Here is a 14,889-nt window from a genome sequence, read left to right as displayed (position 1 = left end):
GCTGCCGTTGCCTCTTCAGAGTCAGTCTTCAGGATATGTCGGCCATCAGGGAAACATGCGCAGCCAGAATCTTCCAGCCATTCTGTGTACGAAACCATGTCTGACTCTGCCGACCGATCTTCGAACCGCCCCGGCGTTGAAACTCCAGATCAACCACGGCGGCATGCTGGCCGATAACCGTGATGACGCGTTTCAGCACATCCCGTGGGGGAGAACCACCTGGACGCTGCTTCCGGAACGCCCTGATTTCTTCGATGCCGTAGAGATTTTCACCAACCCCGTACCGGACCGTCTCTGGCCCCGCATAGAAGAGATCATCCAGTATCTGAAGATCATTTTCACCCAACGCTTTTTCATAAAGATCAGCCAGGCCTGAAACCTCAGCCAGAATTTTGGGGTCATTCAGCATCCTATATTTTTCCTTCTGCATGCCCTGCGAGCACGACGTCATGCCCCTCGTCTCGCAGAGACTGAACCTGTCGGGCATCAAGATCGGTGTCTGTAAATATACAGGAAACCTGATCCAGGAACCCAACACTGTAAGTGGAGTGGCGCGCAAATTTTGTGCTATCCACAAGAAGAAAGCACGTCTCCGTCCGCTTCATCATAAGCGCGTTGAGCCTGGCCTCTTCCTCATCAGGCGTCGAAATCGTCGCATCTGGTTGCACAGCACTGGCGCCGAGAAATACCTGATCGAACCAGAGTTTCTCCAGTGCCTGCTCTGCCAAAAGTCCGACCAGACTGCGATTGGTATGCCTCACTCTGCCACCCAGAAGAATCGTCTCGACACCTTCAACACCGCTCAGCATTTCCGAAACCATGATATTGTTGGAAAAGACCGTCAGTGGCATGGGAGAAATGCGCAGACGCCGCGCGAGCTGCAGAACGGTTGTCCCGGCATCAAAGAAAACCTTTGATCCTCGCTCGATACGGCAAAAAGCCAGATCCGCAATGGCTCGCTTATGTTCAAGTGCGTGATTTTCCCGCGCCTCAAACGCGACCTCTCGATCGATGGAAGCAGTCAAGGAAGCACAGCCGCGTGTCCGGATGACAATGCCCTGCTCTTCAAGTAACTGAAGATCCCGCCGGATCGTCGCAAGAGAGGCATCCACCTGTCGGGCCAGTTCGTGGACACCACTCATTCCGTTCAGGTAAAGGTAATGCCGGATCTGAGCCAGCCGGTCAGAAGCCAAAAGACGCTCTCCCTACTGAGCCATGACACGGTGCGCCGAAGCATACCCATATTTTTCAAAAAGCACGCATAAAATGATCGAAATCGGAACGTTTCGCTCAGAAAGATGACTTGACATGACTGGCCTCTGACTAGTCTGATCAGATGAGGATCCTACTACCCGCAAAGAAAGCCTGGCCGTGACTGAACCCTGTATCGCAGCGATTGATGGCGGGGGCAGCAAGACTCTCCTTGTTGTCCTTCGTCAGGATGGAACAGTCGCCGTGAGCCGGCAGACAGGTGGAACAAACCCTTTTGACCAACCCTTCTGGCGCGAGAGGCTGACAGGCCTCCTTCAGGCACTCCCAGCCGAGACCCAGTCTGTCGGACTTGGACTAGCCGGATACGGCGAAAGTGAAACGCTTTGCGCCCGGCAAAAAAATGCTGTCTCCGAAAACCTTAAAGACATTCCATACTCCCTCACAAATGACGTGGATATGGCCTGCTCAGCCGCATTTGGGGGACAGCCCGGCATTCTTCTCCTCTCTGGAACAGGCTCCATGGCCTGGGCTTCCGATGCTGCTGGAAAACATTGCAGGGTCGGTGGATGGGGGAGCCTATTTGGCGATGAAGGCAGCGCCTACCAGATTGGCCGAAACGCCCTGGCACTTCTGACGCACATTCTCGATGGTCGAAACACGCAGGACGCCTGCTTCCTGGCCCCCTTCACTGCGGCCATGGGCCTGCCATCCAGCCCGGAACTCTGCACGCCTGCTCTTCTGGAGTGGTATGGCACCCTTGAGCATCCTCGCTCTGCCGTTGCAGCTCTCGCCCGTCACGTATCTGTTCTGGCCGAAGACGGTTGTGTCCCGGCCATGGCTCTTCTGGATCAGGCTGCATCTGATCTGGCCACGCATATCATTGCGGCGCGTAGAAAAATGCCGGGATTAGACCTTCCCTGGAGCTATGCGGGCGGTACGCTTCAAAGCGCGTACCTGCGAAATGCCATCGCAAAACAATGCGGAGCGCCTCGCCCGCCCCTTCTCCCTCCCATTGGCGGAGGCCTCATTTCTGCTGCCCGCCAGGCCGGATGGGCCGCAGATATACATTGGATTCAATCCCTCTCCCGTACCCTCGACACCGTAGGCTCAGGGGCCTGAAAGGTTTTCTTATGAACGCTACTGAGCGCGGTATTCGCGAACAGTTTCCACTCTGGAACCAGGTAGACATGCAGGATGTCCATCCGGACCCGGAGACTTTCACAGTCGTCGTGGGATGTGGAACATCTGTTCATATTGCGGATTCAATCGCGGCAAGCCTGAACGCCAATGGTATGTTTTCCCGTGCCGTCGCAGGCAATGAGTGGACACGCCGCCCGCAGGATTATGTGCCGTCCTCAATCCGCCCAAACATTCTGGCTCTTTCACGCAGCGGAGAGTCGACTGAGACAGTCGCCGCTGCCATCGAAAGCCGAAAGAGCGGGCTGCACGTTACAGCTTTCACCTGCGCGGAAGACACCAGTCTCGAGAAGAACGCAGACGAAACCGTCTTGGCCAAAACCCATGCGGAAGAAGGCATCGTCATGACGGCTTCGGCCAGTCTGATGCTGCTGATGGGCCTGCGTTATGCGGGTATTTCCGTCATGCCGGAAACAACAGAGGCTGCCGAGGAACTCCTTAACGCTGCAGATCCGCAGCTCAAGGCTCTAATCGAAGGCCGTTCCCATTTCGTGTTCCTGGGCGCTGGAGCACTTTATGGCGTTGCCCGCGAAGGCTCCCTGAAACTTCAGGAAATGAGCCTCAGCCAGACGGAGGCGCATCATCCACTGGAATACCGTCACGGCCCGATCAGCCTGATTGATAACAGCTCTCTCGTCGTCTTCCTGTACCACCCAGACACGCTGGAAGAAGAGAGCATTCTTGCCAAGGATCTGATCGGCAAGGGCGCACGCGTTCTCGGCATTGGTGGCCCCGGCACCGTCTCTCTTTCCGTTAAGGAAGGCGCAGATGTTCGCCCGCTGGTCGTTCTGCCAGTGCTTCAGCTTTTCGGCGAATATATCGCGCGCTCAAAGGGATTGGATACTCTGGCCCCTCGTCATCTGACCAAAGTTGTGACGATCGCCTGATTCATGAGCCTTTCTCCGTTCCTGAACCTCGTTCGCCAGACGCACGATCCAGACGTTCCGAAAGCCCAACGTCAAGGCCTGACCTCTGTCTGTTCCGCACACCCACTGGTGCTGGAGGCAGCACTTCAACGCGCTGCCCGGACCAAGAGACATGTTCTGATCGAGGCGACCTGCAATCAGGTCAATCAGGATGGGGGTTATACTGGCATGACCCCGGCAGATTTCCGGGATCTTGTGCTTGGAATTGCCGCTAAGGTCGGCTGCCCGGCGCATCTTGTTCTGCTGGGCGGCGACCATCTTGGGCCCAATCCATGGAAATCCCTGCCTCCGCAGAAGGCCATGGACAAAGCCCTGACCATGATCGAAACCTTTGCAAAAGCGGGCTTCGTAAAGCTGCACCTCGATGCCAGCATGGGCTGCGCGGGCGAACCGGTTGCGCTTTCCGATGAAACCGTTGCCGAGCGCGCCTGCGCCCTTGCACAGCGCGCCGAAAGCGCGGCTCCCGGTCAGGCCGTCTATATCATTGGAACGGAAGTCCCCGTTCCGGGTGGTGCGGCTGAAGCTCTGGACCATCTGGAGCCAACCTCTCCGGACGCTGCCACTGCAACACTTCAGGTTCACAAAACGCTGTTCCGCCGGGTTCTGGGCGATGATGTCTGGGGCCGTGTGATCGGGCTTGTCGTTCAGCCAGGAGTGGAATTCGGTGTGGAAGATGTGGTGATTTACGACCGGCCGCGCGCGCAGTCCCTCTCGGCCATACTGAACCAAATGCCGGGTCAGATCTTCGAGGCACATTCAACCGATTATCAGCCCCTTTCCGCCCTACGCGCCCTTGTGGAAGACGGCTTCCTGCTCCTGAAAGTCGGACCGGGCCTGACCTTTGCCCTGCGTGAAGCCCTGTATGGGCTGGACAGCATCCGCTCCGTCCTTCTGCCACAGCAGAAAAGCCTGCGGGTAGTTATGGAACGGATCATGACTGAGCAGCCCGCGCAGTGGCGTGGGCATTACGAAGGCACAGAGAGCAAGCTCGCCATTCTCCGTCACTACGCTTACAGCGACCGCATCCGCTATTACTGGCCTCAACCTGATGCGGAAGCCGCCGTTGAAACGCTTCTGCGCCAGCTTGAGGAAACAGGGCTGCCAGACCCGCTTCTGAGCCAGTTCCTGCCGGTGCAGTACGAAAAAATCCGCGATGGGCGTCTTCCACGGCATCCGCGCAACATCATTCTTTCCGCAATCGACACAGTTCTTGGCCTGTACGATCAGGCCTGTGGAGCCGAAGTGACATGAATCGTTCCCCGGACAGCCTGACTGGCTCATACGGCCTTGGTCCACTTGGTGTTGCCGCCGCCATCTTCTTCATGATGGGTTTTGTGACCTGGCTGAACGGGCCGCTAATCTCGTTCGTCCGGGTTGCGTTCTCACTGGGAGACGTCAGCGCTTTTCTGGTGCCTCTGGTCTTCTACCTGTCGTATTTCCTGTTCTCCATCCCCGCATCCTTTGTTGCCCGTTCACTGGGTCTGCGTCGCGGTCTGTCTGGAGCACTGGTTTTATGTGCGGCAGGCGTGGCCCTCTTCGGGCAATTCGTCTCCATGCGCATTTATGGCGGCGCACTGGCCGGGCTTCTGGTGCTGGGTTCTGGCCTTGCACTGATGCAGGTCGTCATCAACCCGCTGGTCAGCTTGCTGGGCCCTTCGGAACGCGCCGCCCAGCGTATTGCCATCATGGGTGTCTGCAATAAATTTGCCGGCATTCTGGCGCCTATCGTCCTGGCCACAGTCGTCATGGGCGATATCGGGAATGTCGCTGAGAAAGCGCAGCTTGCTGCAACACCAGAAGCACGAGACGCCATTCTAAACAGCTTCGTCCATGCCATTTATGCGCCCTATATGAGCATGGCTGTTGTTCTTGTAGTCGCTGCCGTGGGCGTGATCTTTTTCCCCCTGCCGGAACTTCAGGCTCCGCCACTTCCAAGCGTGAGCGGAAGCAGTGAGAAGATTTTCCGGCCGCATCTCGTCTTCGGCATTGCGGCCATGTTCATCTATGTCGGCATCGAAGTCATGGCGGGTGATGCCATCGGCACATATGGGCAGGGCTTTGGTCTTCCCCTAAGCGAGACCAAGTTCTTCACCTCCCTGACCCTAGCCGGAATGCTGGCGGGTTATGTCGCCGGGTTCGTCGTTGTTCCACGCATCATCACGCAGGAGCGCTTTCTTGAGTTCTCCTGCATTGGCGGCTGCATCCTGACCATTGCGGCCTTCCTGACGCATGGTTACGCGTCAGTACTTTGCGTCGCTCTGCTGGGCGCCACAAATGCTATGATCATGCCGACGATCTTCCCAATTGCCATTCGGGGTGCCGGCCCTTGGACCCCGTTGGCATCGGCCTTGATTGTCATGGCGTATAGCGGCGGTGCGATCATTCCGCAGATCTATGTCCTGCTGAAGCCTTATGTCGGGTTTCAGGCAATGTTCGCCCTCCTCGTTCTGCCATCCTATCTCGCAGTTCTTTTCTACGCTCGCCGCTACGGACAGACGGGCCTTCTCCCACTGGACCAGAAACAATGACGTCTCATCTCGATGGAAATCTCGTACTCCGGGACCGGATCGTCCCCGGTCGCGTGACCTTCGGCACCCATATCCACGATCTTGAGCCGCTGAAAAACGCTGGCAACCGTTACATTCTTCCGGGCTTCATTGATGGACATGTTCACGGTGGCGGTGGGGCCGACACCATGGACGGTGTGGAAGCCATTGAAACACTGTCCCGGTTCCACATGTCTCACGGCACTACGACCATTCTCCCAACAACCATTACGGCACCCTGGAATGACGTAATGAATGCCCTGAGAGCCGTCGCGGAAGTCTGTGAACGTGGGGTGGAAAACGGTCCGCGCATTCATGGAGCCCATTTGGAAGGGCCGTTTGTGAGTCCCCACAAGCTGGGTGCGCAGCCTCCCTTTGCCATTCCGCCCTCCCCTGACCGGGTTCAGGAAGCTGTCGAAACCGGGTGTGTCCGCGTGGTCACGCTTGCTCCCGAATTAGACCATGCAGAAAGTGCCATGCGCAGTTTTGCAGCGGCTGGCGTAAGAGTCAGTCTTGGCCATACCACCACAGATCATGAAGGAGCCGAACGCGCCATCTGCCTTGTCTGTGGAGCTGGCGGCACCGTCGGTGCGACCCATCTTTTCAATGCCATGTCTGCAATTGAGGGGCGCAAGCCCGGCCCTGTGACGGCACTCATGTGCAGCGACACCGCGTATGCAGAGATGATCTTCGATACCTACCACGTGCACCCCGCCAGCTTTCGTCTGGCCTCACGCGTTATGGGAGACCGCCTCCTGTTCGTGACAGATGCCATGCGGGGAACAGGTGAACCGGAAGGCCCCAGCAGTCTGGGCGGCCAGGACGTCCTGATCCAGGACGGCGTTGTCCGCCTTCCCGGCGGCTCTCTGGCAGGAAGTGTCCTGACTCTTGATCAGGCTGTGCGCAACGCCGTGCAGGCCGGGAAATCACTTCCGGAGGCTGCACGGCTCGTTAGCACCAATGCAGCGACTTATCTTGGCCTTCATGATCGGGGCACCATTACTCCCGACCTCCTAGCCGATTTCACCGTTCTGGATGACGCGCTGCAAATCGCGGAAGTCTGGGTTGGTGGGCAAAGAACTTTTTGAGGCTGCCTAACTGAGCAGACGTCTCTTCAGATATCCGCGGGTGGTGCCAGCCGATAAACGCCTGCCTGCCAAGGCTTCAGCTCAGGTAGCACGTCCGCTGCCTGAGTAAATGCGCTGTCGATCAGAACCTCAGATATTTTCAGACCATGCGGCAGAATATAGTGTTCCTTTTCCCCGCACATATTGATCAGAACAAGAAACTGCTCGTCCTCTAGCGTACGCGTAAACGCAATGACCGAAGGATGGTCTGGATCAACATCTTCAAATGTACCGTAAATCAGCGCCTGATGCGTAGCGCGAAGCTCAATCAAGCAGCGGTAATAATTCAGAATGGACCCGGGGTCAGCTTCCTGCTGGGCCACATTGATTTCCGTATGATTTGGATTGATCCGAAACCACGGCACACCAGTCGTAAACCCGGCACGCGACGTTCCATCCCATTGCATGGGTGTTCGTGCATTATCCCGACTGATCTTTGACAGGCTGGACAACACCTCTTTTGCGGACATTTTTCCAATACCGACAGTATTGTCCCAAATGCCCCTGGCATTGATGTCCTCGAAATCCTCGATCCCATCGAACCGGATATTCGTCATGCCAATTTCCTGCCCCTGATAAATATAGGGCGTCCCACGTCGCATCAGGAGCATTGTTGCCAGTGCCTTGGCTGATGGGCCGTGCCCTTTGGGCGAAGGATCTCCGAACCATGAGACAGATCGTGGGTTATCATGGTTTTCCAGAAAGGATGTCAGCCAGCCCTCTGGGCCAGAAGATGTATCTTCCCCGCTTAAAACTGCTTTGAGATCCTTGATCGTCCAATCCTGAACCTGCCAGTCATGGCGACCAAGGCGGACAATTTCGAAATGGAAAACCATCGTCATTTCCCGTCGGCTTTCCGCAACAAAAGCCGGGGTCTCATCGAAGGGCACACCAAAAGCTTCCCCAACTGTCAGAAGATCTCGGCCTGCGAAAACCTCCCGGTGCATTTCCTGGAGATAGTCATGCACCTTGGGGCCTGTGACATAAACATGCTCCAGACTTTCCATTTCGGCGAGCGTAAGGTCTCTGAGGCCTGATAACTTGGACAGAAAGCAGATTGCGTCCAGCCGAAAGCCAGACACGCCACGGTCGAGCCAGAAACGCATCATGCTATATATTTCTTCCCGGACATGGGGGTTTTCCCAGTTCAAATCGGGCTGCTCCCGGGCAAAATAGTGCAAATAATATTGCCCTGTCGCTTCATCCCTCTCCCATGCACTCCCGCCAAAAATGGACAGATAGTTGTTGGGCGGACCGCTGTCCCGGCCATCCCTCCAGATATAGAAATCACGGTAGGGATTATCCCGCCCGGCTCGGCTCTGTCGAAACCATGCATGCTGATCACTCGTGTGGTTGGCGACAATATCCACAATGAGCTTCATACCCCGGGCATTTAATCCTGCTACCAGACGGTCAAAGTCTTCCATGGTCCCCTGAAGGGGATCGACTTTGCGGTAATCCCGGATGTCGTACCCGTTATCAACATTCGGGCTGTCATAGTGCGGGGCCAGCCAGATCACCTGTACGCCGAGCGATTGCAGATAATCCAACCGGCTGATGAGACCCGGAAGATCTCCTATTCCATCCCCGTCGCTATCACAGAATGACCGTGTATAGACCTGATAAACCACAGCTTCCTTCCACCAGCGCCTCTTGTCGGGCGTATTGGCTTCACTGGCACGAAGGGCTGTCAGGAATGGTGCGTTGGAATCGTTGGGGGAAGGCTGTGACATCCGGGCTATCTCCTCGCGGATATAAGCCTTCAACGACGCACCAGGAAAAAGCGTTTCAATCTTTAACGTACAAGTTAACGAGACTGCTTTATCAGTCAGTCGCTTGACAGATGCGCCTCGAAACAGTCTGTGTCTCTGGCATGTCGGTGAGCCTGAAGGAGCTACGCCACCGCCCTTTCTATTGCGCTCCAGGAGTTCTTGACCCTGATGTCCACGAACCAGACATCCACCCTGCTGAATGATCTTTCTGCTTCCGAACGGAATTATATGCAGGATTATCTTACCCAGTCAGCCGAGACGATGGTGGCCTTCTCGAAAGATGAAGCCTGTTCAGAAATGATGGCAGGCATTGCATTGACCATCACATCCGCGCTGCAGGACGATGGAAAGCTGCTGGTTGCCGGAAATGGCGGAAGCGCGGCGGATGCCCAGCACATTGCTGGCGAATTCACGGCCCGCCTGATGTATGACCGTCGCCCACTGGCCGCTATTGCCCTAACAACGGACACATCCAGCCTGACGGCCATCGGCAACGACTATGGCTTCGACCACGTCTTTTCCCGACAGGTGCTTGCGCTGGGTCGCAAGGGCGACGTTTTCCTTGGCATCACCACATCCGGGCGTTCGCCGAATATCGTGGAAGCACTCAAGGCTGCTCGCTCGCAAGGGGTCACAACCATCGTCTTTACAGGCCAGACGTCGGTCGAAATTCCGGAAGCGGATTTCGTACTCCGCGTTCCTTCTGCATGGACGCCACTGATCCAGCAGATGCATATTACAGCTGCACACATTGTCTGCGCACTGGTTGAGCGGGCGCTGTGCCCACAATCCTCCATTCACGAACAGCACTGAGCAGGCACCACTGAACTGAGCATGGACCCAGCAGACAGATCCTGGTCACTGTCCGCCGGATCCATGCCCTGAATTATCAGGACCTGATGCGCCAGCGCCAGTCGTTCAGAACTTCCTCAAGAGTGTTTTTCCAGGAGATCTGCGCCGTCCAGCCCAGAATGCGTTGTGCTTCAGACGGATCACCCCGCATATTCTGCAGTCCTGACGGTGTCTGACGCGTAGAATCCAGGCAGATGTCTGCTTTGACGCCCGCCATCTCCATCAGGTCATTCAACATGGCACGAACCGTTCTGGTCTCACCGCTGCAAATATTCAGGATCGTGCCATCCGCAGGAGCCTCGGGTAGCGTCAGGGCATCGATATAAGCATCACAGGCATCCCGAACATTTGTGATGTCATACCCAACATCCGGATGGTTTATCGTAATGGTCGTCTGCTGGTGCGCCTCAACCCGAGCGACCTGAGCGGCCAGAAAGGGTAGGATGGCATTCGGATCCTGATCGCTTCCAGCTTGCGTGAAGGGCCGCATCCGTACAGCGTGCAGACCCTCTTTCGCCATCATTCCTACCGCCATATCAGCCGCCGCCTTACTGGCCGCATAAGAATTCAACGGTGCTACCGTCGCAGTTTCGTTTAAGGGAACGCCTTCCGCAAAAGAGGCACCATAAATTTCAGCTGAAGACACATAGACAAAACGGATGTGGCGGGCGTGTTTCTGAAACGTCTCCGCCAGATTCATCGTTCCGTCCAGATTGACTTGCCAGGCACGCTGCGTGTCCTGACTGGCCTCCAGAACCGATGACACGGCAGCAAGGTGAATGCAGGCATCGGGCCGTGTGTCCTGTACCACACGCTCTACGGCCTCACGGTCCAGAATATTCAGTTGCCCTTCGATCAGAACATGATCGGGCATCCGGTCCTTAAGGCGTGTTTTCAAATGGGTTCCAACAAACCCAAGACCACCCGTAAGAAGAATTCGCATTGCCTGCCCTCACACCGACCACCATAAAGAGCCGAGAGGGTCAGAGGACGTAAGAAGCGAATTTTCCGAAACAGGCAGCATTGATCATTCTCCCATGCTGACGGGTCTGAGCACCGAACGAAGGCACGGCCATTCCGCCATCCCTTCGTTCTCGACCACATTCAGCCACGGGGCAAGAGAGAGACTCTCCTGCAGGGTGCGGGACTCAGTTCCCCAGAGAACGATCCACAGAGCGGCCGGCACGTTCGATAGGCCCCTTCGGCGGATCGACGGTGTCGCGCACCTTTTCACCAAACGTCCGGTGGTGTTCACAGGCTGTCAGCGTCACGCAGGACACGGAAAGGGCCAGAAGAAGCAATATCGATTTACGCACGTGGAGTAATCCTCCGAAAAGACGGTGAAGCCATCAGAAACGGTCTGCGCCGTTCTCGGTTCCCTGCACGTAACGAAGTTAGAAAATTTCGATATGACTCTTGAAGCCCATCATGACAGCATCCCGTAAGTTCACCTGCCCGTTCGGGTTATGGTAATATTGGAGATCAGGCTCAAACGTCATCGCACGGCCGATTGCGAACGTGTAGTTCAGCTCTGCAACTTCCTGATGCGTCTGCAATCCCGTCGCCCGATAAGGCAGAGACTTGCCAGCAGCCAGAAGAATCCGTTCAGTTCTCTGCACACCTGACGCGATATGAACATACGAGACCGCCAGTCCAATCGTGTCTGATGGCCGGGCGGCCCAGAAGCCTTTCCAGGTTGCCCCCAGATAGATCTGCCGATCCCTGAGTGCCGTTCGAGGCTCGTTTAGCACGACACCCCCCATGAGCGTCACACCGCCCTGCGGGTTGATTCTGGAGCCTTTGATTCGTTGATCCGCCATCAACCACGTGGACCATGAACCGCTATGTCGGGCAGCGGAATATCCGCTATCCGCATAGGGATTTCCCAGCGTATCCAAAAAGTTCTCAGACCGCCCCATCGTTTCCACGGCAATGCCCAGCTTATAATGGCCTGGATACGCGAGCTCTCCGGAGGGGCGACGGAAGATAGGCTGCCATCCGATTTCTACGGGAAAGATTTCACCAACAATATTCGAGCCGTTCAGCTTGAACCCTGTTCTGTGTTGCGCGACCGAATAAATGCCCTCTTCCGCAAAATAGACACCCGTTTCGACATAAACATCCCGCCGCCAGGGACGCCCCCTCACACGCAACGCCCAAACAGACGCCGGATAAGAGCTGTAATAGGCGCTGTCAGAAGCACCTTTGGGGCGACCACAGAAGCTGTTGTTAACGAAGGAGCAGAACACCGTACCGGCTGCGAAATCCGAAAGCTGGGACATACGCCCCGCTGCGATTGCCAGTCGGTTCTGGAACAGGTGCTGCTCCCCATATGCCATCACAAGATGCACCACGACGTTTCCGCCACCACCATAGGTTTCCTGACTGTGAGCCAGCCAGTCTCCAAACATGCGGTTAGCCGTTGTGCCGTAGCGCCCTATAAAAATCACATGAGTCGCAAAGCCCTGAAGCTTCGCCAGACGGTTCCAATCCGTCACAATGTTCAGAGCATACTGTCCGGCATTAGACGCGCCCTGCTTGTAACCATACCCTTTGGTCGGAGCCGTCACAGCGCCCATCATCTCGTTCATATTATCGAACTGAGCAATGGTTCCATGACGCCTGAGCCAACCATGAGCATCGTTCACAAAGGAAAAGAGCGACGGCGGGGCAGACAGATTCCCGGCCAGATCTTCATACGCCGAAGCCTTTGGCAGGAGTTCCGCCGCTCCAGCTGAAAGCGGTGCAGCCTCTGTTTCCCCGTTGGCCTGATCAGAAGCGGTACGCCCTTCAGACGAAGACGAGTCAGACGCTGGTTCGGCAGCCACCGCAACGCTGGTCAAAGACAATACACATGCGGAAACGGCGACGCACATTATACGCTGCACCACAGCCATGCGAGCCTTTTCCATGCCATTTTTAATGTAGTCGCTTATCGAACTATCAACGCTCAAAAATGAATTTTCCTTGATGTCGCCCTCAACCCGTCCTGTTTATGCACACCACGACATTAGCTTCCATCCTGCAAATGCTGACCCTCCCACTGCATGAGCGTTGGAGCGAAGACAATATGGATACTTCGACTTTCATAAACCGGAGAAAAGTGCGCTAAACACCCCACTTAGGCACAGAGTTAACCCGTTTTTTACGAAACATATGTTTGGGTCGTTTTGTTCAGAACAAACGGAATTGCCCCATACATGTTGCTTCCATCTCGTCATGCTATGTGCTGTCTGGGGCTGATCGGGCTAATACCTGCCCTCTCCGCTTGTAATTCGCTGGCCCAGCTCTCTGAAGTTGGGCGTCCGCCACGCATGACGTCCATTACCGACCCAACATTAGCAGCAAGCTATCGCCCTGTCACAATGCCCATGCCCCCCCTGCGTCCCCCTCCGCAGGAAGCCTCCAGCCTGTGGCGAAGTGGTAGCCGTGCGTTCTTCAAGGACCAGCGTGCCTCTCAGGTTGGGGATCTGGTCACGATCATTGTGGACATCACCGATAACGCTGCTTTCAATAACGGCACGACAGCCAATCGTGCTGCCAACGAAAAATTTGGAATCCCAAATCTGTTTGGAATCAAAGGACGAGTCATCAGCGCTGTAACGGGTGCTGACAGTCTGAACACAACCAGCAGTAGCGATAGCAGCGCAACAGGAAAGATCATCCGGAATGAAACGGTAACCCTCCGTCTGGCAGGAACCATCACACAGGTTCTTCCAAACGGAAATTTCGTCGTAATGGGGAAGCAGGAAGTCCGGGTCAACAGTGAACTACGTGAGCTCGGTGTCAGCGGCATTGTCAGGCCACAGGACATAACGGCGGACAATACCGTTACCCACGATCGGATGGCGGAAGCCCGTATTTCTTATGGCGGCAGAGGGACCATCACCCAGATCCAGACCCCTCGTTACGGACAGCAGGTCATGGACTCGATTTTACCATTCTAAACAAAAAAAAACGCCGGGAATGACCCGGCGTTTTTCTTAAAATCTTAGCTCTTATCCAGCTCAGTGAGCGGCAGGACGAGACAGCAGAAGAGCCCAAAGTTCGGCAACGTCCTTTGCGGGACCATTCCCGGTGATGGTTTCAAAGGTCTTGATGGCATCAGCCTTATGACCAGCGTCCATCTGCGCCATACCAAATTCAATCTGGGCCAGATCCGGATAGTGCGGCTTCTTCCCAAGGCCGGTTTTCATCAGGGCAAGGCCCTGATCAGCCTGACCATTCAGAACAAGATTATAACCCGTTGTCAGAGCAGGACCTGCAGAGGGATCCGTAGCAGCAGACGCAGCAGCCTGAGCAAGTTGTGCACGGTCAGCAGCGGCACGCTGTGCAACAAATGCGTGGAATTTCGCATCGCCAGCGGCTGTCGGACCGTTACCCAGAGACTTGTTGGCATAGCCCTGATTGAGCAGGTTCAGCGCCAATTGGGGCAGACCCAGCTGAACAGCGCGCTCACCCATGTCCTGGTAGTCGGACGGATCCTTCAGGACACCCGTCGCCAGACGCAGACGCTCGACATAGAATACAAGCGGTGGTGCCAGGTTCGGGTTAGCGACCAGATCATGGATCAGCATCGCCCAATAATCAGGCTTGGAATAATACTTGGCCAGCAGGACGTAGGCGTGCGTCTTGGCGTCCGCGTCCTTCAGGTTCGTATAAGCGGTGGCGAGCATCTGAAGCTGATTTTCAGCAGGAATCTTGCCTGCCTTGATCGTTGCGTCCACCTGCTCCTGAGCAGCCTTGGCTGTCCCTTTCCAGTCACCCTGAAGATAGTAACACTGGATCAGCATGGTCTGCATGCGCGGATCGGGCCCGTGCTCATGCAGATAGCGCTCGGTCGGTGGAATGGCAGCCGCATAGTTCTTGGCACCATAAGCCATGGTAGCCTGAGCCATCAGCATCTGACCCTTCGCAGCCTTCGGCGTGCGGGAGCTGTTGATGAGAACGTCATAAGCTTTGGTTGCCGCAGCCACGTTGCCGGACTGAGCAGCGACCGCTGCACGCATCTGGGCAATGGTATAGGATTCGTAATCCGTCTTGCCCTTGACCGCATCCGCGGCATCCACCGCAGCCATGGCTTTTTCGTAGCTCTTCGCGGCAAGAGCACTCTGCGCCTGCTGAAGATCCTTGCCGACAGCTTGGCCTAGCACATCATCAGCATGGGCGGCAGGCCCAGCAATAAGAGCTGCACCAATAGCACCAGCCAGCAGAAGGGAGCGGGCGCTCAGACGGCGGTTAAGGGACAAAGACACGA

The 14,889-nt window shown here is 56.0% G+C and carries 14 protein-coding genes; 7 read left to right on the top strand and 7 right to left on the bottom strand.

What is annotated here, in order from left to right:
- Positions 1-28 precede the first annotated feature (28 nt).
- Entirely contained in the window at positions 29-409 is a 381-nt protein-coding gene (hpxZ, locus tag JN414_RS12120; protein WP_202208105.1) for an oxalurate catabolism protein HpxZ, read from the bottom strand.
- 1 nt (position 410) lies between these two features.
- Positions 411-1,193 carry a DeoR/GlpR family DNA-binding transcription regulator gene (locus JN414_RS12115; RefSeq protein ID WP_202208104.1) on the bottom strand — a complete coding sequence of 261 codons (783 nt, stop codon included), beginning with the start codon at positions 1,191-1,193 and terminating at the stop codon, positions 411-413.
- Between the two features lie 178 nt (positions 1,194-1,371).
- Between JN414_RS12115 and JN414_RS12110 the strand changes: the two genes are divergently transcribed.
- Genes JN414_RS12110 through nagA form a run of 5 tightly spaced genes read left to right on the top strand, consistent with a single transcriptional unit; the run spans position 1,372 to position 6,969 of the window.
- A complete protein-coding gene (locus JN414_RS12110) occupies positions 1,372-2,331 on the top strand; it encodes an N-acetylglucosamine kinase (protein WP_237390030.1) in 960 nt (319 codons plus the stop codon).
- 11 nt (positions 2,332-2,342) lie between these two features.
- Positions 2,343-3,296, top strand: a complete 954-nt coding sequence (locus JN414_RS12105; RefSeq protein WP_202208103.1) for an SIS domain-containing protein — start codon at positions 2,343-2,345, stop codon at positions 3,294-3,296.
- A gap of 3 nt (positions 3,297-3,299) precedes the next feature.
- A complete protein-coding gene (locus JN414_RS12100; protein ID WP_202208102.1) occupies positions 3,300-4,586 on the top strand; it encodes a D-tagatose-bisphosphate aldolase, class II, non-catalytic subunit in 1,287 nt (428 codons plus the stop codon).
- On the top strand, positions 4,583-5,863 hold the full coding sequence (gene gluP, locus JN414_RS12095) for a glucose/galactose MFS transporter (protein WP_202208101.1): 1,281 nt from the start codon (positions 4,583-4,585) through the stop codon (positions 5,861-5,863). Before JN414_RS12100 ends, gluP begins: the two co-directional genes overlap by 4 nt.
- On the top strand, positions 5,860-6,969 hold the full coding sequence (gene nagA / locus JN414_RS12090; protein ID WP_202208100.1) for an N-acetylglucosamine-6-phosphate deacetylase: 1,110 nt from the start codon (positions 5,860-5,862) through the stop codon (positions 6,967-6,969). The genes gluP and nagA overlap by 4 nt, the downstream gene beginning before the upstream one ends.
- A gap of 26 nt (positions 6,970-6,995) precedes the next feature.
- On the opposite strand, the gene JN414_RS12085 is transcribed toward nagA, so the two are convergent.
- Positions 6,996-8,741, bottom strand: coding sequence for an alpha-glucosidase (locus JN414_RS12085; protein ID WP_202208099.1), 1,746 nt, complete (start codon positions 8,739-8,741; stop codon positions 6,996-6,998).
- Positions 8,742-8,948: 207 nt separating this feature from the next.
- Between JN414_RS12085 and JN414_RS12080 the strand changes: the two genes are divergently transcribed.
- Complete coding sequence (locus tag JN414_RS12080) at positions 8,949-9,593, top strand: D-sedoheptulose 7-phosphate isomerase (protein WP_202208098.1); 645 nt, start codon at positions 8,949-8,951, stop codon at positions 9,591-9,593.
- Between the two features lie 76 nt (positions 9,594-9,669).
- Here the strand turns inward: JN414_RS12080 and JN414_RS12075 are convergent, their stop codons facing one another.
- The 3 genes from JN414_RS12075 to JN414_RS12065 form a co-directional block, all read right to left on the bottom strand.
- Positions 9,670-10,575: an NAD(P)-dependent oxidoreductase gene (locus JN414_RS12075; protein WP_202208097.1), complete on the bottom strand. Its 906-nt coding sequence runs from the start codon at positions 10,573-10,575 to the stop codon at positions 9,670-9,672.
- 205 nt (positions 10,576-10,780) lie between these two features.
- The gene (locus tag JN414_RS12070; RefSeq protein ID WP_167386170.1) at positions 10,781-10,948 is read right to left on the bottom strand and encodes a hypothetical protein; all 168 of its coding nucleotides are present in this window, start codon (positions 10,946-10,948) and stop codon (positions 10,781-10,783) included.
- Positions 10,949-11,026: 78 nt separating this feature from the next.
- Positions 11,027-12,586 carry a carbohydrate porin gene (locus tag JN414_RS12065; protein WP_237390029.1) on the bottom strand — a complete coding sequence of 520 codons (1,560 nt, stop codon included), beginning with the start codon at positions 12,584-12,586 and terminating at the stop codon, positions 11,027-11,029.
- Positions 12,587-12,832: 246 nt separating this feature from the next.
- On the opposite strand from JN414_RS12065, the gene flgH reads away from it, so the two are divergent.
- Entirely contained in the window at positions 12,833-13,579 is a 747-nt protein-coding gene (gene flgH / locus JN414_RS12060) for a flagellar basal body L-ring protein FlgH (protein WP_202208096.1), read from the top strand.
- A 60-nt stretch (positions 13,580-13,639) separates the two neighbouring features.
- Here flgH and JN414_RS12055 read toward each other — a convergent pair whose 3' ends face one another.
- Positions 13,640-14,887 (bottom strand): hypothetical protein, encoded by a 1,248-nt coding sequence (locus tag JN414_RS12055; protein WP_202208095.1) that lies wholly within the window; start codon positions 14,885-14,887, stop codon positions 13,640-13,642.
- Positions 14,888-14,889: the final 2 nt, after the last annotated feature.

Source organism: Gluconobacter sp. Gdi, from assembly GCF_014132155.1.
GTDB lineage: Bacteria > Pseudomonadota > Alphaproteobacteria > Acetobacterales > Acetobacteraceae > Gluconobacter.
The sequence above is the reverse complement of the archived record's forward strand: the minus strand, read 5'-3'. Positions and strand labels throughout refer to the sequence as shown.